Below are 19,742 nucleotides of genomic sequence, written 5' to 3'. Positions count from 1 at the left end.
CTTCACCATCACTATAGACTGTCAAATTAGCCCAGATAGTGGTCGCGACGTTATGCATCGGGATGCAGCGGACTGCATGGCATGCCGATTGCCCCGTGGAGTGCGTCTTTCACCGTCACAGTGCGATGAACACGAATCCGTTCGCGTTGGATCCGTCCCGCCGCCGCCCCGGCTCGAAGCCGCCCCGCCTCGGCACCTGGCTGCCGTTCGTCGGCTCGGGCGCACTCGTCGCGATCGGCTATATGGACCCCGGCAACTGGGCGACGGCGCTCGCGGGAGGCGCGAGCTACGGCTATGCACTGCTGAGCGTCGTCATCATGTCGAGCCTGATGGCGATGCTGCTGCAGTGGGTGTCGTCGCGCCTCGGGGTGGTGACGGGGCGCGATCTCGCGCAACTGTGCCGCGAACGCACTGGCCGGCGCATGACGCTGTTCCTGTGGGTGACGGGCGAGATCGCGATCATCGCGTGCGATGTCGCCGAGGTGGTCGGCAGCGCGGTCGCGTTGCAGCTGCTATTCGGCGTGTCGCTGACGGCGGGCGTGCTGATGTCGGCCGTCGGCACCTTCGCGATGCTCGCCTTGCAGCGGCACGGACAGCGCACGCTGGAGACGGTGGTGGTCGCGCTCATTCTGTTCGTCGGCCTGTGCTTCGTGATCGAGCTGGTGCTCGCGCGGCCCGACTGGCGAGCCGCGCTGACAGGGGCGGCACCCAGCGCCGAATTGCTGCGTATCGCCGGCATGGTGTGGCTCGCGGCGGGCATTCTGGGCGCGACGGTGATGCCGCATAACCTGTATCTCCATTCGGCGCTCGTCAAAACGCATGCGCACTCCACCAGTGACGCCGACATCGCGGATGCCTTGCGCGGCGTCAACTTCGGCACCTTCAGCGCGCTTTCATTGGCTTTCGTGATCAATGCGGCGTTGCTCGTCGTGTCGGCGGCCGTCTTCCACGCAAGCGGGCACCGCACCGTGACGGACCTCGCCGATGCGCACCGGCTGATCGCGCCCATCGTCGGTTCGCACTGGGCGGCTATCCTGTTCGCGGCCGCGCTGCTCGCGTGCGGCCTGAGCGCGACCGTGACGGGCACGCTCGCGGGTCAGGCGGTAATGGAAGGCTTCCTGCAGATCCGGCTGCCGCGCTGGCAACGCGCGCTGCTCACGCGTGAGCTGGCGATCGGCCCGGCGCTCGTCGCCGTCGGCCTGTTCGGGCCGCATGGCTCGGCGCAGTTGCTGGTTGCGAGCCAGGTGGTGCTGAGCCTGCAACTGCCGCTCGCCGTCGTGCCCTTGATCCGCTTTGGATCGGACAGTCAGCTGATGTACGGCTGGCGCGTGCGCGGCGGGCCGCTCGTGCTCGCGTGGATATGCGCGGCGGGCATCATTGCACTGAATGGCGCGTTGGTCTGGGAGACAGCGACCGGTTGAATGAACGCGTCCAGATGCATTGGAGTGCCGCCGCTTCAATACATGCGCGCGTGCAGCTTGCGCTTCGTAAGGCGTCTTTCACAACGACTTGATCGCGATCCGCGTTGACTTGCTGCATTGAGTCGCTGCAAGCGATTGCGCCACGGTATGAAATACGTTGCCAACGCGTGCAGCGAAGTGCAATGCAAAGCAATGCATACGAAGCTCGCGTTGCAGGACGCGTCGTCGCCGGTTCTGCGCAGCGTGCACGAAGGTCGCTGCCGACAAGCCGCCGACAAGCGATAACAAAGGACGACCGCTCATGCCATCGAACGCCGTGTCGTGCCGCTTCGTCTCGCTTGCCCGCCGGTCGCTTTCCCGCCTGCCATCCTGGCGCGAAATCGGTGCCGGAAGCCGACTGCGCTTTTGGTTTACCATAGCGGACCGCACGCATTTCCCGTTCAAGGTATCTCGATGTCATCGAATCTGCACGACCTTCCCGACAGCCCCTGCATCGGCGTCTGCTCGACGCTTTTCGACGAAATCTGCAAAGGGTGTGGCCGCACGGCGACGGAAGTGTCGAACTGGGTGTTTCTGACCGAGGAGGAAAAGCGCTCCGTCTGGATGCGCATCGAGCGCGAAGGCACGGCGATGCGGTTCAAGTTCGACAAGCTGTGATGCATTTGCCTATTGGGCGGACGCACCGCTTGACTGCACATGCACTGATCCGAAAAGCGAAAACGCCGGCTCATGACGAGCCGGCGTTTTTCATTGCATGATCGTTGAGACGGGAGGCATTCAGAACTTCATCCCGACACCGACGCCGACGATCAACGGATCGATATGCAGCGTACCGAGCGATGCGCCATTGAGCGATGCATCCGTCTTCATCCAGACCTTCTTCACATCGACGTTCGCGAACACCGATTTCGTCAACTGCACGTCGACGCCCACCTGCAGTGCCGGACCAAAACTGCTGCGCTTGACCGAAATCTGCTGGTCGCCCGCATGCAGGCCGTTGTTGTAGAAGTACGTGTAGTTCACGCCCGCGCCGACATACGGCCGAACCTGCCCCTGATGATTGAAGTGGTACTGCAGCAACAGCGTCGGTGGCAGCACGTTGACGCCGCCCAGGTCGCCGAGATTCGAAGTCAGTTGATGCCGCGACGTGGCGAGAATCAGTTCCACGCCGATGTTGTCGCGAATCATGTAGGTGAAGTCGAGTTCAGGCACGATCGCGTTGTTGACGTCGACGTTCAGCGCCGACAGCGTGTCACTCGTACTGACCTGCGGCATGATACTGATGGCGCGCAGGCGCACCAGCACGTCGCCGGCATGAATGCCTGAAGTGGTGTCGGTTTCCGCGGCGAATGCATGCGAAGTCATCATCGCCAGCCCAGCTGTGCACAGCGCGACCCCGATCGATCGAATTTTTTTGTTCATAAGCTACCCTGATTTTTTTGTGTAATTGCGCGAGGTGCGAAGCATCGTGCGCGAGAGCATTGTCGAAGTTCCCCTACACGCGCTCTTTGACCCCGTCAATCCAGCGAAAACGCAAGACGCCCTGCGACTGCCGGTCGCGCCACGCCCGTCAGCAGCAGTTCGAGAAGGTCGCGCACGCTGCGGATTGCAGTGCCGAACGGCAATGCTTCGCGTCCACGGAAAAACAGGCCGTTGTTCACGTCACCGCGCAGTGCAGCCGCAAGACGCGTATCGATGCAGAAGTGACCGAACTTTTCAATGCCGTCGCGCAAACCGCATGCACTCAGGCATTCGAGTGCAGTAGGGCATGCGCGTTTGAGTGCACCGATTTTTGTGCGTATGCGCGACTCGTTGCGCAGATAGCGTTCGAGCCACGGCGTCTTCACGGCGCGCGCGGGCAAGCCCGTCACACTGATGAATTCGACGATGTCGTCAGGCGTCGCATCGGCCAGCACGCGCTTGAAGTTCGGATGGGCATCGCCCTCTTCCGTGACGGCGAACGGCGTGCCGATCTGCACGCCGTTCGCGCCGGCTTCGAGACACGCTCGCACCGCTTCATGGCTGTTGATGCCGCCCGCAACGATCACCGGCACTTCACTTCGGCTGATCTGCAGCGAAGTAAAGATCTCGTCGATTTCCTGCAGTACCCGCGTGAACTCGAAACGCGCATCGTGCATGTCGTCGAGATTCGTTACGCCGAGATGACCGCCCGCGTGCGCGGGGTGCTCGATCACGATCGCATCGGGCAAGCGGCCTTTCTTCATCCACTTCCTGAGCACCACGCCGACGCCCCGGCCGTCGGACAGAATCGGGATCAACGCAATATCGCGGCCTTGTGTCAGGTCGGGCAGATCGAGCGGCAGGCCGGCTCCCATGACGATCGCGTCCGCGCCCAGGTCGCAGGCAATCCGCACATAGTCCGCTTGCGCGTTGACCGCCTTCATCACGTTGACGGCAATCATGCCGCGCCCTTCGCTGAGGGTTCGTGCGGCACGGATCTCACGTGTGAGCGCGACGCGGTTCGCGTCTTCGAGCGTCGCGCGGTCGGGGGTCGCGCGGCAACGTTCGAGCAGGTCGGCGTGATGATGGCGCAAATCGATGCTGGCGATCGTGCCGAGCGCGCCTTCGCGCGCCACGCTGCCCGCAAGCCGGTGCGCGGACACGCCAACGCCCATGCCGCCCTGCACGACGGGCAACAGCGACCGCCCGCGAATCACGAGCGGCGCAAAGGGATGGGAAGGAAACATGAGAGGCCTCCGTCGTCGATGGGATTCGACGAAAAGCCTCGATGGTCGCAACTGGCCAATGCAGTATCTTGCGTGAGGTCAAACAAAAAGCGCGTGCCGGTTATCGACACGCGCTTTCGTTGCGCTCCGTCATCGGTTGTGCACGTCGCGTCGACATGAATTGCCCCGCGTCGCGCTCATGCAAACCTATGCAGGCTTATTCGCCTTCAATTGCATCGACTTGTACTCGAGGTATTCTTCGAGCCCGTATGTGCCGTTCTCGCGGCCATGTCCCGACTGCTTGTAGCCGCCGAACGGAGCCGCCATGTTCCATGCGCCGCCGTTGATATCGACCTGCCCCGTGCGGATACGTCGCGCGACGCCCATCGCGCGCTCGTCGCTCCCCGCCCATACGGCGCCGCCGAGTCCGTACACTGAGTCATTAGCGATGCGCACGGCTTCTTCTTCGTCCTTGTAGGTGAGGATGGTCAGCACGGGACCGAAGATTTCTTCCTGCGCAATCGTCGCCTTCGGATGCACGCGGCCGAACACAGTCGGTTTCACGAAAAAGCCCTTCGAGATGCCATCCGGCATGCCGGTGCCGCCCGTGACGAGCTCCGCGCCTTCTTCGATGCCACGCGCAATATAGTGGTGCACGCGAGACTGTTGTGCAGCGGAAGCCAGCGGACCCAGACGCGTCGTCTCGACACGAGGATCGCCTGCGACAAATGCTTCGGCTGCCTTCTTTGCCAGTTCGCGCGCTTCGTCATAGCGCGATTCGGGCACGATCATGCGCGTGTGCGCCGAGCACGTTTGCCCCGAATTCAGAAAGCACGCGCCCACCGTGCCCTTGATCGCCGCAGCGAAATCCGCATCGTCGAGAATGACGGACGCCGATTTGCCGCCGAGTTCCAGCGCAACGCGCTTCACCGACGCCGCCGCCAGTTCCGACACCCGCTTGCCCGCGCGCGTCGACCCGGTGAACGACACCATGTCGACAGATGGGTGACTCGCGAGCACTTCACCGACCACGGGACCATAGCCGCTAACCAGGTTGAACACGCCGGCGGGCAGCCCCGCTTCATGAATCGCTTCCGCGAGCACGAAAGCATTCAACGGCGCCACTTCCGACGGCTTGAGCACGATAGTGCAGCCAGCCGCAAGTGCGGCTGCCACCTTCAGCGTGACCTGGTTCAGCGGATAGTTCCAAGGCGTAATCGCGGCGACGACACCGACGGGCTCACGCACGACGAGCGAATTGCCGACCTGCTCTTCGAACTGAAATTCACCCGCGAGCTTCGCATAGGCATTCCAGTTGTAGACGGGACCGCCGACCTGTATCGCGCGCGCGAGCTTGATCGGCATGCCGACCTCGCCGCAGATGTATCCCGCGAGTTCATCGGTGCGCGCCTTGAGATTGTCTGCAATTTTTTGCAGGTAGGCGCCGCGCTCCTTGGGCGACGTCGCGGCCCAACCGTCGAAAGCAGCGCGGGCAGCGGCAATAGCTGCCTCGGCATCGGCTTCGATGCCCTCGGGAATGCGGCCCATCACTTCTTCCGTGGCAGAGTCAATCACGTCGATCGTGCCTGTGCCGCACGGCTTGATCCATTTGCCGTCGATGTAGAAATGCTCGAAGGTCTTCATTGTTTTGCGTCCTGTCTCCTGGATAGTCTGTTCATTTTACTCGTGGGGAAAGGACGGGATCGGACGCAGGCGAGAGGAATCGGCGCGAGACCGCAAAACGCAACGACAGCGGCCAATAAAAAACCCGCTTCGTAAGAAGCGGGTTTTTGTTCGAAACAGCGGCGGTAACGCTTACTGCACGCCTTGGCTCGAAAGGAAGTCTTCGTAGTTGCCGCCGAAATCGCTCAGCGTGCCATCCGTCTTCACCTCGATGATCCGGTTCGCCAACCCGCTCACGAATTCACGGTCATGCGAAACGAAAATCAGCGTGCCGTCGTACTTGTCCAGCGCGATCTGCAGGGATTCGATCGACTCCATGTCCATGTGGTTCGTCGGCTCGTCCATGAGCAGCACGTTATGGCGGCCGAGCATCAGCTTGCCCCAGATCATGCGGCCCTTCTCGCCGCCCGACAGCACCTTCACCGACTTCCTGATGTCATCTGCATTAAAGAGCAGGCGGCCAAGCGTGCCGCGCACCATCTGCTCGTCATCGCCTTCCTTGCGGTACTGGTCGATCCAGTCCATCAGCGTGACGTCGCCCGGGAACTCTTCGTACGTGTCCTGCGGCATGTAGCCGACGTTCGCGTTCTCCGCCCACTTGATCGAACCGTGGTCGACGCTCAGATTACCGAGCAGCGAACGCAGCAGCGTCGTCTTGCCCGCGCCGTTTTCACCGATGATCGCGATGCGCTCGCCCGGTTGCACGCTGAGATTGAAGTTGCTGAAGATCGTGCGGTCGTACTTCTTCGTGATGCTGTCCGCGACCACTGCAATATTGTGCAGCTTCTTCTCGTACTCGAAGCGGATGAATGGATTCTGACGCGACGACGGCTTGAATTCCTCGATCTTGATCTTGTCGATCATCTTCAGACGGCTGGTTGCCTGGCGTGCCTTCGACTTGTTGGCCGAGAAGCGGCGCACGAAATCCTGCAGGTCGGCGACACGTTCCTTCGCCTTCGCGTTCGCGGCCTGCTGACGCTCGCGCGCCTGCGTGCTCGCGAGCATGTAGTCGTCGTAGTTGCCGGGATAGACCTTCAGCGTGCCGTAGTCCATGTCCGCCATGTGCGTGCAGACCTGGTTCAGGAAGTGTCGATCGTGCGAGATGATGATCATCGTCGAGTCGTACTCGTTCAGCACGTCTTCGAGCCAGCGGATCGAGTTGATATCCAGGTTGTTGGTCGGTTCGTCGAGCAGCAATACGTCCGGCTTCGAGAACAGAGCCTGAGCGAGCAGCACGCGCAGTTTCCAGCCCGGCGCGACGTTGCTCATCGGACCATTGTGCAGGTCTATCGAGATGCCGATGCCGAGCAGCAGTTCGCCTGCGCGCGCTTCGGCCGTATAGCCGTCGTATTCGGCGAACTTTGCTTCCAGTTCGGCCGCGTGCATGTAGTCGTCGTCGGTGGCTTCCGGGTTCGCGTAGATTGCGTCGCGCTCGGTCATCGCCCCCACATTTCCGTGTGGCCCATCATCACGACGTCGAGCACGCGCACGTCTTCATACGCGAACTGGTCCTGACGCAGCTTGCCGAGACGGACGTTCGGCTCGAGCATCACATTGCCCGAACTCTGTTCCAGATCGCCGCCCAGAATCTTCATGAACGTCGATTTACCACAACCGTTCGCACCGATCAGGCCGTAGCGGTTGCCTTCGCCGAATTTGACCGAGATGTTCTCGAACAGGGGCTTCGGCCCGAATTGCATGGTGATGTTGGCAGTAGACAGCACGGCGCGTCCCTTTGAATGATAGATCGGCGAAAAACCTAGTATTTTAGCAGGTTATCGCGTCACGCGCGCCGCGCTCCAGACCACTGCAAACGCCCTGCTACCCTTTTTTACGTGGCGTGTGCAACACGTCGATGAAACCCGACAAATCTGCATCCGCGAGTCCCATGGCTGCACCCAGACGCAACAGTTGCTGCACTGTGCCCGAAACCGGCATTGGAGTGCCTGTTTCGTACGCGGCGGCGGCAATCGTGTCCACATCCTTCTGAAACGTGCTCAATGCGCCGATCGGCGGCTGACCCGACTGCGTCATACGCGGCACGAAGGTCTGCAGCAGCACCGAGTCGGCCCAGCCGCCAGCGAGCGCCTGCGTCAGACGTGCGGCGTCGATACCGCTGCGCTGCGCGAGGCTGACGGCCTCGGCGATGGCCGCCACCGTCGACGTCACGATCGCCTGATTGCACAGCTTGGTGGTTTGCCCCGCGCCCGCCGCGCCCATGTGCGTGACGCGTGCCGCGTACGCCCCGATCACGGGTGTGACGGCCGCAACGTCGGCGGCGTCGCCGCCCGCCATCACGGCGAGCGTTCCGGCGATCGCGCCCGCCACGCCGCCCGAGACAGGCGCGTCGATCCAGCCGATGTTCGCTTCGGCCGCCCGCGCCGCGAACGCGCGCGTTGCCGACGGCGGGATGCTGCCGTGATCGACGATCCAGCGCACGGGGCTGTTGCCGTTCGCCCCGAGCACGCCAGCCACGATGCCGTTGGCGCCGAATACGACTTCTTCGACGGCTGCCGCGTCCAGCACGCACAGGAAGATCGCTTCAGCCCGGCCGACGAGTCCGGCGGGGGTCGACGCGACCGTCGCGCCGTCCGGCACCAGTGCCTCCGCCTTCGCGCGCGTGCGGTTCCACACCTGCACTGCATGACCTGCACCCAGCAGATGCCGAATCATCGGCGCGCCCATCAAGCCCGGCCCGCAAAAACCGATTTCCACTTCTCTCTCCTCCATTTGATGCACTGCACGCAACGGATTACATCCGCCGCTGAACGACGGCATGCGAACTGTCCATCATACCGGCCGCATCGCGGCGCAGCATACCGGGCACGCGATGTGCGGGATGCATTCGAGTTCGCCACGTGACAGCCATTGCCTATACTTTTTGGACCATCAGGAGGTAAATCATGAGCGACCATGTGTACAAGCAGATCGAGCTAACGGGTTCGTCGACGAAGTCCAGCGATGACGCGATCCGCTGCGCGATCGAAAAAGCCGGCAAAACACTGCACAATCTGCACTGGTTCCAGGTCATCGAAACGCGCGGTCACATCGAAGACAACAAGGTCTCGCACTGGCAGGTGACGCTAAAGGTCGGATTGCGCATCGACGATTGAGTCCATTCGGAATGGCGTGCAGCGAGTTGCATGACGCATGCAGCCCGCAGGCGGCGCGATCCGCGCAATCATGACCATGAAAAAAGCTGCATCCGGCACGACACCGAATGCAGCTTTTAGCGTTCGCGCAGGGTGCGTAAACGCGCCACTACGCCTCAACCGTGGAAATCAAACCCCGCGTGCCTCACGCATTTCAATGCAGTGCATCACTTCGGCAGCGAACCGTCCACACCCTCGACATACCAGTTCAAACGCTGCAGTTCAGGATCGGCCAGTGTCTTGCCAGCCGGCACCTTCACTGCACCCGTCTGGTCCTTGATCGGGCCGGTGAACACATCCCACTTGCCGCTTGCCAGTTGCGTGCGCTTCGCGTCCACATCCTTCATCGCGTTGGCGGGAATTGCGGACGTGTTCATATCTTCCAGGTTGACGGCCTTCTGCGGAATGCCCCACCACACGGGATCGTTCTTCCACTTGCCGTCCAGCACCTGCTGGATCGCGGCCGTGTAGTACACGCCCCAGTGCGCAACCACTGAACCCAGATGTGCATCAGGACCGAACTTCTTCATGTCCGAGTCCCAGCCGAATGCATGCACATGCTTTTCAGACGCAGTGGCCAGCGTCGCGCTGGAATCGGTGTTCTGCAGCAGCACGTCCGCGCCCTGGCCAATCAGCGTTTCGGCCGCCTGCTTTTCCTTGCCCGGATCGAACCAGCTGTTGATCCAGATGACCTTCGTGTGCACCTTCGGATTCACCGAGCGCGCACCGAGCGTGTATGCATTGATGTTGCGCACCACTTCAGGAATCGGCACGGAGGCGACGAAGCCGAGTGTATTCGTCTTCGTCACGTAGCCGGCGGCAACGCCTGCCAGATAGGCACCCTGATACATGCGAACGTCGTACGTGCCGAAGTTTGCTGCCTTCTTGTAGCCCGTTGCGTGCAGGAAGACGGTGTCCGGGAAATCCTTCGCGACCTTCAGTTCGAAGTCCTGGAAGCCGAAGCTCGAACCGATGATGATCTTGTTGCCCTTGTTCGCCAGGTCGCGGAACACGCGCTCCGAGTCGGCGGACTCGGGCACGTTCTCGACACGCGTGATCTTGATCTTGTTGCCGAACTTCGCTTCCGCTTCCTTCGAGCCCTGGTCGTGCGCATAGGTCCAGCCTGCATCGCCGGGGTTGCCGAGATACACGAACGCGACGCCGGGCACATCGGCGGCCTGCGCAGGCTGCGTCAGCGCACCGCCCGTCGCCAGCGTCGCGGCGGCCAGCGCCAGCGCGCTCAACATGGTTCTTTTCTTCATGTTTTCTCCTGTCGTTGAATCAGATGTTTTTGCTTGATGAACTGGCATGCACTGTCATTCATTACTGGACGCCGCGCTCAGCCAGCCGCGAAGAACGGCTTGCCGAGCGACGCGGGCGCATTCAGGCGAATCGTGTTCGGATTGCGCGAGATCAGCACGAGCACGACGACTGTCGCGACGTACGGCAGCATAGCGAGGAACTGCGTCGGCACGGGTACGCCGATCGCCTGCGCATAAAACTGCAGGCCCGTCACTGCACCGAACAATAGTGCACCAATCAGCAGACGCCCCGGCCGCCATGTCGCGAACACGACGAGCGCCAGCGCGATCCAGCCGCGACCTGAAGTCAACTGCTCCTGCCACAAGTGCAGGTTGACGATCGAGTAGTAGCCGCCCGCGAGCCCCGCCATCGCGCCGCCGAATAGCGTCGCGCCATAACGCACGCCGATCACGGGGAAGCCGACCGAGTGCGCGACCTGCGGCGACTCACCAACCGAGCGCAGCACGAGCCCGGCGCGTGTGCGATACAGGAACCAGCCGACGACGCCGAACATCACGAACGCAAGGTAGTCGAGCGGTGTCAGGCTGAATAGTGCAGGTCCGAGCACGGGAATCTTCGAGAGGCCGGGAATCACCCACGTGCCGATCGACTCGCGCACGGCCGCCGACGTGTACGGCTTGCCGACATAGGCCGACAGGCCGATGCCGAAGATCGTCAGCGAGAGCCCCGTGGCGACCTGGTTCGCGAGCATCGACAGCACGAGGAACGCGAACAGCAGCGACATCGCGATGCCCGCGACAATCGCGGCGAGCACGCCGAGCCACGGGTTGCCTGTGACGGCCGTCACCGCGTAGCCCGTCACGGCGCCCATCAGCATCATCCCTTCGACGCCGAGGTTGAGCACGCCCGACTTCTCGGTGACGAGTTCGCCGACGCCGGCGAACATCAGCGGAATCGCGGCGACGACGGCACTCGACGTGAGCGCGCTAGCTTGTTGAATATCCATGAGATCTGATCTGAATCCGGTGGTTTTACGATGCCGCGATGCCGCGACGGCGCACGCGATAGTTGACGAACAGGTCCGCGCCCAGCAAACAGAACAGCAGCAACCCCTGGAACACGCCCGACAACGCCTGCGGCAGTTGCATCGACGTCTGCACGGCCTCGCCGCCGAGGTAAAGCAAGGCCATCAGCAGACTCGCGAGCACGATGCCGACCGGGTGCAGCCGTCCGACGAACACGACGATGATCGCGGTGAAGCCATAGCCTGGCGACCACGTCGCCTGCAACTGGCCGATCGGACCGGAGATCTCGCCCATGCCGGCGAGTCCCGCGAGGCCGCCGCTGATCAGCAGCGACGTCCAGATCGTCTTCTTGTCGGAGAAGCCAGCGTAGCGCGCGGCCAGCGGCGCAAGACCACCGACGTTCATGCGGAAGCCCGCAAAGCTCTTGCGCATGAAGAGCCACACGAGCGGAATTGCGATGATCGTCACGATGATCGACGCGTTAAGTCGCGTGCCTTTCAGAAACTTCCAATGCCAGTCGCCGTAAAACGTCGGATAGAGCGCGTCGCCTGAGAACATTTCGGAAAGCGGAAAGTTCATGCCCTGCGGATCGCGCCACGGGCCGCTCACGAGATAGATCAGCAACTGCGTGGCGACGTAGGTGAGCATCAGGCTCGTGAGAATCTCGTTGGTGTTGAAGCGGCTCTTGAGCAGCGCGGGAATCGCGGCCCACGCCATGCCGCCCAGCACGCCCGCAATCATCATGGTCGGCAGAATCCACCAGCCGGTCGCCTGATCGAAGTAGATCGCGACGCCACTCGCCGCAATGCCGCCGAGCAGCATCTGCCCTTCCGCGCCGATATTCCAGACGTTCGCGCGGTAGCCGATGGCAAGGCCCAGCCCGATCAGGCAGAGCGGCGACGCCTTCAGCAGCAGTTCGGCCCAGCCGTTGACACTCGACAGCGGCTCGATGAAAAACGCGTGCATCGCCTGCGCCGGGTCGCGCCCGACGAGGCTGAAAATCAGAAAGCCGATCACGAGCGTCAGGAGCGCGGCGATCAGCGGCACGGCAAGCTGCATCGTTCGTGACGGCGACGTGCGGGCTTCGAGTCGATACGGAAGAATCATTGTGCGTTTTGTCGTTGTCTATGCAGTTGCATTCGCGAGCACTTCAGTTCATGCACTTGAGTTCATGCATGCGCCGGTTGCTCCGCAGAGGGCGGCGCACCCTCGCGGTCCCCGAACAGCCCGGCCATCCAGCGGCCGATCTCTTCGGCGTTGGTGTCGCCCGTCTTGCGGGTCGGCGACATGCGCCCGCGCGCAATCACCGCGATGCGGTCGCAGATGTCGAACAGTTCTTCGAGTTCTTCGGAGATCACCAGAATTGCGACGCCGCGCGCCGACAGATCGAGAAACTGCTGGCGGATGAACGCGGCCGCGCCGACGTCGACACCCCAGGTCGGTTGTGCTACGACGAGCACCTTCGGCGCCTGAAGAATCTCGCGGCCGACGATGAATTTCTGCAGATTGCCGCCCGACAGGCTCTGCGCGAGCGCGCCGTCGCCGCCGCAACGCACGTCGAACGATTCGATGCAGCGCTTCGCGAACGCGCGCATTGCGCCCGCGTTGATCCAGCCCGAACGCACCATCTGTTGACGATGCGCCGTCAGCAGCGCGTTTTCCGCAAGCGACATGGCAGGCACCGCGCCGCGTCCCAGCCGCTCTTCGGGTACGAATGCAAAGCCCAGCTTGCGGCGCGCCGCTGCGCCGAGCTTGGCGGCGGGCTTGCCGCAGATCGTGACGGCATCGGCGCGAGTGCCTTTGTGCTCGCCCGAGAGCGCCGCCAGCAGTTCCGCCTGACCGTTGCCCGATACACCCGCGATGCCAAATATTTCACCTGCATGCACGCCGAACGACACATCGTCAAGCGACGTGCCGAACGGATCGTCGCTGGCAGATGAAAGATTTTTCACGTCGAGCAGTACATCGCCCGGTGTGTGCGTGCGACGCTCGTAATCGGGCAGCGAGTGACCGACCATCAGTTGCGCGAGTGATGCATGTGTCTCTTCGCGCGGCGTCACGCGGCCCGTCACCTTGCCGCCGCGCATCACGGTGGCCGTGTCGCAGAGTTCCTGGATTTCGTCGAGCTTGTGGCTGATGTAGAGAATGCTGCAGCCCTCCGACGCGAGCCGGCGCAGCGTCGCGAACAGCTTTCGCACGGCTTGCGGCGTGAGCACCGAGGTCGGCTCGTCCATGATGAGCAGCCGCGGATTCTGTAACAGGCAGCGCACGATTTCGACGCGCTGCCGCTCGCCCACCGTCAGGCTGTGCACGTGGCGCTGCGGGTCGATGTCGAGCCCATATTCCGCCGACACGTCGCGGATGCGCTTGCCCAGTAGCTTTAGATCGAATGGCTCGTCGAGCGCAAGCGCGATGTTTTCGCCGACCGTCAGCGTCTCGAACAGCGAGAAGTGCTGGAACACCATGCCGATGCCGAGCTTGCGCGCCGCCGCCGGGTTCGTGATATCGACAAGCTGACCTTCCCAGCGGATTTCGCCTGCATCCGGCCGCACCGCGCCGTAGATGATCTTCATCAGCGTGCTCTTGCCCGCGCCGTTTTCACCGAGCACTGCATGAATTTCGCCGGGGGCGACGATCAGTGTGACGTCGTCGTTTGCGCGAACTGCAGGATATTGCTTGCTGATACCCGTCAACGCGAGGCGCGGTGTGGCGCCGTCGCTACGGTTTGCGCCGGTGGCGTGTGTGCTGCTGCCCGTCGGGCCGCGTGTTGATGTGTCGCTCATGTTGTTCCGTGTTACGCGTGTGGCCGGCGGCACGCGGCGCCTCTCGCGCTCCCCGCTTGAGTCCGCCCGAATCCCGCTCGAATTCCCGTTCAATTCCGCTCGAAATCCCGGCCCGGACGCGCGCGTCGTGCTGCCGCAGCCGATCGACAATACCGAAATCGCCCCGCTCAGTCGAGCCGCCAAAATTCCCGCAGAGCCGCGCCGCTACGCGGTTTGCGGGTATCCCACCCTTGACGGTTCTTTATCTCTATATTAAAACGCATATACCCCCAAGCCCGCTCGATCAGCCAGAACATATATTTCGGAGAAGTCATGAGTCAGCAACGCGAGGCGATCGACACGTACCTATTGCGCGTCTTGCACACCCTTTTGATGGAGCGCAGCGTCACGCGCGCCGCCGTCAAACTGAATCAGTCCCAACCTGCAATCAGCGCCGCGCTGCGACGCCTGCGCGACATCACGGGCGACCCGCTGCTCGTGCGCGGTAAATCCGGCATGGTGCCGACCGAGTACGGATTGCGCCTGCTCGAACCCGTGCAAAATGCACTGCGCGAAATCGAACGCATTAAATTTCAGCAGCACAATTTCGATCCGGCGACGTCGATCCGCTGCTACCGGATAGGCTGCCCGGACTACCTGAACGTGCTGTTCGTGCCGACCGTCGTCGAGCGTTTCCGCAAAGCCGCGCCGAACGCGACACTCGAGTTCCACTCGCTCGGCCCCGCGTTCGACTACGAACTGGCGCTCGAGGACGGCAAGCTCGATATCGTCGTCGGCAACTGGCCGGAACCGCCCGAGCAGCTGCACCTGTCTAATCTGTTCGTCGATCAGATCGTGTGCCTGATGAGCAACACGCACCCGTTTGCAAAGCGCGGCAGCCTCACGCTCGATCAATACCTGAACGCACCGCATCTTGCGCCGACGCCCTATTCCGTCGGCCAGCGCGGCGCGATCGACGTGCATCTCGCGCGCGAGCGCCTCAAGCGCCATGTCGTCGTCACGTTGCCGTACTTCAATCTTGCACCGTACGTGTTGATCAAATCGGATCTGATCTTCACGACCACGCGCCTGTTCGCTGACTACTACGCCAAATTCCTGCCCTTGACCGTCGTGCCCGCGCCGCTCGATTTCCCGCCGATGCAGTATTACCAGCTGTGGCATGAACGCGTTCACTACTCCGATGAAGTGCGCTGGTTGCGCAGCCTCGTCGCCGAAGCGACCAAGACGCTGATCGCCAAGTAACACGGCTTTCAATCGCGACAGGCAAAGCACTATCGTGCAGGCGGCGGCTTCCAACCGCCGCCTTTTTTATTCGACGCGCTTAGGCTGCACTTTCATACAACGTCTGCGCGAGACGGTTGTGCAGCTCGACTACCGGGCCGAGATCGACTGTCGTCAGCACGCCGTCCTTCACCACGACCTTTCCACCGATCACGCTCGTCGATACCTGCGACGGCGCGCAAAACACCAACGCCGCGACGGGATCATGCAGCGCGCCAGCAAAGAGCGGTTGCCGCAGATCGAACGACACGAAGTCCGCCGCCATGCCGGGCGCCAACGCGCCGATATCGTCGCGATTCAGCACTTTCGCGCCGCCGAGGGTCGCGATCTCCAGCGCCTCACGTGCGGTCATCGCATCCGGCCCGAAACCGACCCGCTGCAGCAGTAAAGCTTGACGCACTTCGGCGACCATCTGCGCGCCATCGTTCGACGCCGATCCGTCGACACCCAAGCCGACAGGCACGCCCGCAAGCCGCATCTTCTTCACGGGCGCGATGCCCGATGCGAGCCGCATGTTCGAGCATGGGCAATGCGCGACGCCCGTTCCTGTGCGCGCAAACAGTTCGATACCGGCATCGTCGAGTTGCACGCAGTGCGCATGCCACACATCGTGCCCGATCCAGCCGAGATCCTCTGCATATTCAGCCGGCGTCATGCCGAACTTTTCGCGGCTGTATGCAATATCGTTCACGTTCTCGGCGAGGTGCGTATGCAGCGACACGCCATAATGACGCGCCATCGCAGCCGATTCACGCATCAGGTCGCGGCTCACCGAGAACGGCGAACACGGCGCGACGACCACGCGCAGCATCGCGTAACGCCCTTCGTCGTGATACGTCTCGATCAGGCGCTGCGTGTCTTTCAGAATGTCCGATTCCTTCTCCACGACGGAATCTGGCGGCAGGCCGCCGTCCTTCTGGCCGACGCTCATGCTGCCCCGGCTCGCATGAAAACGCATGCCGATGCGGCGCGCGGCAGCAATGCTGTCGTCGAGCCGGCTGCCGTTCGGATAGATGTACAGGTGATCGCTCGACGTCGTGCAGCCCGACAGCAGCAGTTCGGCCATCGCCGTCAGCGTCGATACCTCGATCATTTCCGGTGTGAGGTTCGCCCACACCTTGTACAGGCTGGTCAGCCAGCCGAACAGCTCGGCGTCCTGCGCGGCGGGAATCGCGCGCGTCAGGCTCTGATACATGTGGTGGTGCGTGTTGACGAGGCCGGGAATCACCAGATGCCCGGTCATGTCGAGTATTTCATCGGCGGTATCCGGCAGTTCATCGGTCGGACCGACCGCGACAATCCGGTTGTCCTCGATATAGAGACCACCGTCGCGCAACTCCCGCCGCGCACCGTCCATCGTGACCAGCACGTCCGCATGTCTGACCAGCATGGTCTTGCCGCGCTGGCCGGTCGTTCGGGTCGCGCCGGTGGAACTGGTTTGCATCGTCATTCGTTTCTCCAGTGCTGCCCTGTGTTACCGCCGCTGAGGCCGATGCATGATGCTGCCGCCGAGGCTTGCTCTTGCTGCATAGCCGCTCAAAGCTACATCGTTCTGCCGTCTGCGCAGCGCGCGGTTCCCGGGCAAATGCAAAAGTCGTTCGAACGCGATGTCGCCGGCACGCCACCATGCCGCCGCGTCCGTTCGAACGCAGTTGGCCCGGTTACCCAGCGTGTTCCGCCGTCTTCGGGATGCGTGGCCGTGCCGCGCATGAACGTAACCTTCAGGCGACAAAATTGCGCTGGCAACTCGCGCCGCAGCGATACCGAAGTTCACGCCGCGCATATAGTCGGCATTTTTGGCGCCGGTAGGATCGGAACCGTGCAGCAACGCCCCGCTGCGCCTGCATCGGACTGCCTGTCCGATACCCGTCGGCGGGGCGTCATGCGCCAGCGATTATCTTTCCTATCGCTGGTTCGCGGAGGTGAACAATGTTTCTACAATGGATGTCACGGCGCTCGCTTCAAACCGCCGACGGGTATGTAGCCACTGACGTGGAGCCTCGATCCGCCGCAACGTGTCATGGATCGGGCCGCCGCTGAAACCTCGCATCCACACAAGGACAATCGCGAATGGGCAAGCTCACTACCCACGTGCTCGACACGGCAAACGGCCGTCCCGGCGCCGATATCAAGGTCGAACTCTTTGCGCTCTCCGGCGACACGCGCCGCGCGCTCAAAACCACCACCACCAATCACGACGGCCGCTGCAACGAGCCGCTGCTAGAAGGCGATGCACTCGCCGTCGGCGAATATGAACTGGTGTTCCATGCAGGCGACTATTTTGCGTCGATCGGCACCAAAGTGCCCGAACCGCGCTTCGTCGATCGCGTCGTGCTGCGTTTTGGCGTTGCCGATGCGGGTGCGCACTATCACGTGCCGCTGCTGGTGTCGCCCTGGGCGTACAGCACCTATCGCGGCAGCTGAAGCAAACGGCGTCGCGTGCATTTCGCAGATGACATGGAGACATTCGCGAAGCGCAAGCCAGCAAGCCGTGATCGATCGGCACCCGATTTCATCCGATTGCCGTTGCATGCACTAATCCGATAGCGGACATGCACCGGCGCAACAACCCCGCATGCCGCGCAACACCCAAGATGCTGCGCGAACAACGAATCAGGAGTGGAGGAGTTTCATGGAAGGCTTTATCACTGACTGGCTGAATCTCGCGATTCGCTGGTTTCACGTTATCGCCGCGATTGCATGGATCGGCGAGTCGTTCTACTTCGTTGCGCTCGACAACAGCCTGAAACCGCCAACGGACCCGAATCAGCGCCGGCGCGGCGTGTTCGGCGAACTGTGGCACGTGCACGGCGGCGGCTTCTACAACATGCAGAAGTACACCGTCGCACCGCCCGAAATGCCCGACGACCTGCACTGGTCGAAGTGGCCGTCGTATACGACCTGGCTGTCGGGCTTCGGTCTCTTCACCGTGTTGTATCTGTTCGCGCCGAACACGTATCTGATCGACAAGAACGTGCTCGACATGGGTCCCGTCGTCGCGATCTTCTCGGCGCTCGGCTTTCTCGCCGCGGGCTGGATCGTGTATGACTCGTTGTGCCGACTGCTCGGCAACAAGGACAAGGTGCTCGGCATCTGCGTGGGCATCTATGTGCTGATCGCGGCGTTCCTCGCATGCCACATTTTCGCGGGCCGCGCGGCGTATCTGATCATGGGCGCAATGCTCGCGACGATCATGTCGGCGAACGTGTTCTTCGTCATCATCCCCGGCCAGCGCAAGATGGTCGCCGCGATGCTCAAGGGCGAAACGCCGAACCCGATCTACGGCAAGCGCGGCAAGCAGCGCTCGGTGCACAACACGTACTTCACGCTGCCCGTCGTGTTCGCGATGCTGTCGAACCACTACGCGATGACGTACACGCATCCGTACAACTGGGCGGTGCTGGTCGTCATCATGCTGGCGGGCGCGTTGATTCGCCAGTTCTTCGTGATGCGTCACCGCGGCCAGGTGCTGTGGTATCTGCCGCTCGCCGGCATCGTGCTGATGTTCGGCGCGCTGTTCTGGACGATGCCGAAGCCCGTCGTGCCCGTGGCGGAAGCGGCGAACGCGCCTGTCGTGAAGACGGCCGATATCGCGCCCGTGCTGCAGCAGCGCTGCGTCGCCTGCCACTCCGCGCATCCGACGATGATGGGTAGCGCGCCCGCCGGCGTGCTGCTCGATACGCCTGCAGAGATTTCGACGAACGCGCAGCGCATCTATCAGCAGGCCGTGACGCTGAAGGCGATGCCGCTTGGCAACGTCACGCACATGACCGACGAGGAGCGGCAGAAGATTGCCGCGTGGTTCCAGGGCGGTGCGGTGAATTAACGATCGAGGTGTCGATGACGGGCGCAAGCCCGTTTCTTCGAGGTTAGCGGGCTGTTCGCGCAAGCGGCAGTCCGCTTTTTTTATGCCAGTGACAGTGCGCCAGAATCGTCACGCATGCTCATCGGCCCGCACGAAAACCGCGACTGGAGATCGACACGGAATTGCCGTCCGGGTCTTTTGCATTGGCAAAGCTGTAGCCGTCCGCGCGATGCGTCGCGCCGAATGCGAGTCCTTCAGTTGCACAGTGCGCCTTGAACGCTTCCACGTCCTCGACATCGAACACCAGCTTGACGGTCGCTTGCCCTGCCTTGACGCCTTTCGCGGCAGGATGAATCATCAGGATCGCGCCGCCGTGAGGCGGAGTCAGCTCGACGATAGAGTCGTCGTCATCGCACATGGCCGTGAAGCCGAAATAGCGCTGATAAAACGCACACGCGCGTTCGACGTCCCTCACATACAGCAAAATCCGGTTCAGTGACGCGTGCATGTTTTTCTCGCGAATAGGTTGTGCTGTCTATCATCAAGCCCGCCAGCGATTGTCCGCGATTTCACATGTCATGCACAACACACGCGCCAAAGCAAAAGCCCATTGCGACTTCCATCGCAATGGGCTTTTTTCAA

Annotated in this window: 16 protein-coding genes and 1 pseudogene; 6 read left to right on the top strand and 11 right to left on the bottom strand. The window is 62.2% G+C overall.

What is annotated here, in order from left to right:
* Positions 1-125 precede the first annotated feature (125 nt).
* Together H1204_RS07885 and H1204_RS07880 are read left to right on the top strand one after the other, a co-directional pair.
* Positions 126-1,421 carry an Nramp family divalent metal transporter gene (locus H1204_RS07885; RefSeq protein WP_180730660.1) on the top strand — a complete coding sequence of 432 codons (1,296 nt, stop codon included), beginning with the start codon at positions 126-128 and terminating at the stop codon, positions 1,419-1,421.
* A gap of 453 nt (positions 1,422-1,874) precedes the next feature.
* Complete coding sequence (locus H1204_RS07880; protein WP_180730659.1) at positions 1,875-2,078, top strand: DUF1289 domain-containing protein; 204 nt, start codon at positions 1,875-1,877, stop codon at positions 2,076-2,078.
* Positions 2,079-2,198: 120 nt separating this feature from the next.
* Here H1204_RS07880 and H1204_RS07875 read toward each other — a convergent pair whose 3' ends face one another.
* The 5 genes and pseudogenes from H1204_RS07875 to H1204_RS07855 form a co-directional block, all read right to left on the bottom strand.
* Complete coding sequence (locus H1204_RS07875; protein ID WP_180730658.1) at positions 2,199-2,843, bottom strand: OmpW family outer membrane protein; 645 nt, start codon at positions 2,841-2,843, stop codon at positions 2,199-2,201.
* 95 nt (positions 2,844-2,938) lie between these two features.
* Positions 2,939-4,129, bottom strand: coding sequence for a nitronate monooxygenase family protein (locus H1204_RS07870; RefSeq protein ID WP_180730657.1), 1,191 nt, complete (start codon positions 4,127-4,129; stop codon positions 2,939-2,941).
* A 186-nt stretch (positions 4,130-4,315) separates the two neighbouring features.
* A complete protein-coding gene (locus H1204_RS07865) occupies positions 4,316-5,752 on the bottom strand; it encodes an aldehyde dehydrogenase family protein (RefSeq protein ID WP_180730656.1) in 1,437 nt (478 codons plus the stop codon).
* 171 nt (positions 5,753-5,923) lie between these two features.
* Positions 5,924-7,491 (bottom strand): annotated as a pseudogene (locus tag H1204_RS07860) (ABC-F family ATPase).
* Positions 7,492-7,612: 121 nt separating this feature from the next.
* On the bottom strand, positions 7,613-8,521 hold the full coding sequence (locus H1204_RS07855; protein ID WP_180730900.1) for an NAD(P)-dependent oxidoreductase: 909 nt from the start codon (positions 8,519-8,521) through the stop codon (positions 7,613-7,615).
* Between the two features lie 173 nt (positions 8,522-8,694).
* On the opposite strand from H1204_RS07855, the gene H1204_RS07850 reads away from it, so the two are divergent.
* The gene (locus H1204_RS07850) at positions 8,695-8,904 is read left to right on the top strand and encodes a dodecin (protein WP_180730655.1); all 210 of its coding nucleotides are present in this window, start codon (positions 8,695-8,697) and stop codon (positions 8,902-8,904) included.
* A 206-nt stretch (positions 8,905-9,110) separates the two neighbouring features.
* Here the strand turns inward: H1204_RS07850 and H1204_RS07845 are convergent, their stop codons facing one another.
* The 4 genes from H1204_RS07845 to H1204_RS07830 all read right to left on the bottom strand — a co-directional run bounded on the left by H1204_RS07845 (position 9,111) and on the right by H1204_RS07830 (position 14,014).
* On the bottom strand, positions 9,111-10,205 hold the full coding sequence (locus H1204_RS07845) for a BMP family ABC transporter substrate-binding protein (RefSeq protein ID WP_180730654.1): 1,095 nt from the start codon (positions 10,203-10,205) through the stop codon (positions 9,111-9,113).
* Positions 10,206-10,282: 77 nt separating this feature from the next.
* Positions 10,283-11,212: an ABC transporter permease gene (locus tag H1204_RS07840; RefSeq protein WP_180730653.1), complete on the bottom strand. Its 930-nt coding sequence runs from the start codon at positions 11,210-11,212 to the stop codon at positions 10,283-10,285.
* A 25-nt stretch (positions 11,213-11,237) separates the two neighbouring features.
* The gene (locus H1204_RS07835) at positions 11,238-12,338 is read right to left on the bottom strand and encodes an ABC transporter permease (RefSeq protein WP_180730652.1); all 1,101 of its coding nucleotides are present in this window, start codon (positions 12,336-12,338) and stop codon (positions 11,238-11,240) included.
* A 62-nt stretch (positions 12,339-12,400) separates the two neighbouring features.
* The gene (locus H1204_RS07830) at positions 12,401-14,014 is read right to left on the bottom strand and encodes an ABC transporter ATP-binding protein (RefSeq protein WP_180730651.1); all 1,614 of its coding nucleotides are present in this window, start codon (positions 14,012-14,014) and stop codon (positions 12,401-12,403) included.
* A gap of 312 nt (positions 14,015-14,326) precedes the next feature.
* On the opposite strand from H1204_RS07830, the gene H1204_RS07825 reads away from it, so the two are divergent.
* Positions 14,327-15,256, top strand: coding sequence for a LysR substrate-binding domain-containing protein (locus H1204_RS07825; RefSeq protein WP_180730650.1), 930 nt, complete (start codon positions 14,327-14,329; stop codon positions 15,254-15,256).
* A 79-nt stretch (positions 15,257-15,335) separates the two neighbouring features.
* On the opposite strand, the gene H1204_RS07820 is transcribed toward H1204_RS07825, so the two are convergent.
* Positions 15,336-16,745 (bottom strand): 8-oxoguanine deaminase, encoded by a 1,410-nt coding sequence (locus tag H1204_RS07820; RefSeq protein WP_180730649.1) that lies wholly within the window; start codon positions 16,743-16,745, stop codon positions 15,336-15,338.
* A 620-nt stretch (positions 16,746-17,365) separates the two neighbouring features.
* Between H1204_RS07820 and uraH the strand changes: the two genes are divergently transcribed.
* Together uraH and H1204_RS07810 are read left to right on the top strand one after the other, a co-directional pair.
* Complete coding sequence (gene uraH / locus H1204_RS07815) at positions 17,366-17,719, top strand: hydroxyisourate hydrolase (protein WP_042313565.1); 354 nt, start codon at positions 17,366-17,368, stop codon at positions 17,717-17,719.
* A gap of 208 nt (positions 17,720-17,927) precedes the next feature.
* Positions 17,928-19,121: a urate hydroxylase PuuD gene (locus H1204_RS07810; RefSeq protein ID WP_180730648.1), complete on the top strand. Its 1,194-nt coding sequence runs from the start codon at positions 17,928-17,930 to the stop codon at positions 19,119-19,121.
* Between the two features lie 118 nt (positions 19,122-19,239).
* Here H1204_RS07810 and H1204_RS07805 read toward each other — a convergent pair whose 3' ends face one another.
* The gene (locus tag H1204_RS07805; RefSeq protein ID WP_180730647.1) at positions 19,240-19,608 is read right to left on the bottom strand and encodes a VOC family protein; all 369 of its coding nucleotides are present in this window, start codon (positions 19,606-19,608) and stop codon (positions 19,240-19,242) included.
* Positions 19,609-19,742: the final 134 nt, after the last annotated feature.

It is taken from the genome of Paraburkholderia sp. PGU19 (assembly GCF_013426915.1).
Taxonomy (GTDB): Bacteria; Pseudomonadota; Gammaproteobacteria; order Burkholderiales; family Burkholderiaceae; genus Paraburkholderia.
This window is presented reverse-complemented; position numbering and strand designations above follow the sequence as displayed.

What these genes read in the sequence shown, in the direction of transcription:
- H1204_RS07880 (WP_180730659.1), top strand. Translation starts at nt 1,875, where the DNA reads ATGTCATCGAATCTGCACGACCTTCCCGACAGCCCCTGCATCGGCGTC.
- H1204_RS07855 (WP_180730900.1), bottom strand. Translation starts at nt 8,521, where the DNA reads ATGGAGGAGAGAGAAGTGGAAATCGGTTTTTGCGGGCCGGGCTTGATG.
- H1204_RS07810 (WP_180730648.1), top strand. Translation starts at nt 17,928, where the DNA reads ATGGAAGGCTTTATCACTGACTGGCTGAATCTCGCGATTCGCTGGTTT.
- H1204_RS07835 (WP_180730652.1), bottom strand. Translation starts at nt 12,338, where the DNA reads ATGATTCTTCCGTATCGACTCGAAGCCCGCACGTCGCCGTCACGAACG.
- uraH (WP_042313565.1), top strand. Translation starts at nt 17,366, where the DNA reads ATGGGCAAGCTCACTACCCACGTGCTCGACACGGCAAACGGCCGTCCC.
- H1204_RS07870 (WP_180730657.1), bottom strand. Translation starts at nt 4,129, where the DNA reads ATGTTTCCTTCCCATCCCTTTGCGCCGCTCGTGATTCGCGGGCGGTCG.
- H1204_RS07885 (WP_180730660.1), top strand. Translation starts at nt 126, where the DNA reads ATGAACACGAATCCGTTCGCGTTGGATCCGTCCCGCCGCCGCCCCGGC.
- H1204_RS07805 (WP_180730647.1), bottom strand. Translation starts at nt 19,608, where the DNA reads ATGCACGCGTCACTGAACCGGATTTTGCTGTATGTGAGGGACGTCGAA.
- H1204_RS07865 (WP_180730656.1), bottom strand. Translation starts at nt 5,752, where the DNA reads ATGAAGACCTTCGAGCATTTCTACATCGACGGCAAATGGATCAAGCCG.
- H1204_RS07840 (WP_180730653.1), bottom strand. Translation starts at nt 11,212, where the DNA reads ATGGATATTCAACAAGCTAGCGCGCTCACGTCGAGTGCCGTCGTCGCC.
- H1204_RS07820 (WP_180730649.1), bottom strand. Translation starts at nt 16,745, where the DNA reads ATGACGATGCAAACCAGTTCCACCGGCGCGACCCGAACGACCGGCCAG.
- H1204_RS07845 (WP_180730654.1), bottom strand. Translation starts at nt 10,205, where the DNA reads ATGAAGAAAAGAACCATGTTGAGCGCGCTGGCGCTGGCCGCCGCGACG.
- H1204_RS07830 (WP_180730651.1), bottom strand. Translation starts at nt 14,014, where the DNA reads ATGAGCGACACATCAACACGCGGCCCGACGGGCAGCAGCACACACGCC.
- H1204_RS07875 (WP_180730658.1), bottom strand. Translation starts at nt 2,843, where the DNA reads ATGAACAAAAAAATTCGATCGATCGGGGTCGCGCTGTGCACAGCTGGG.
- H1204_RS07825 (WP_180730650.1), top strand. Translation starts at nt 14,327, where the DNA reads ATGAGTCAGCAACGCGAGGCGATCGACACGTACCTATTGCGCGTCTTG.
- H1204_RS07850 (WP_180730655.1), top strand. Translation starts at nt 8,695, where the DNA reads ATGAGCGACCATGTGTACAAGCAGATCGAGCTAACGGGTTCGTCGACG.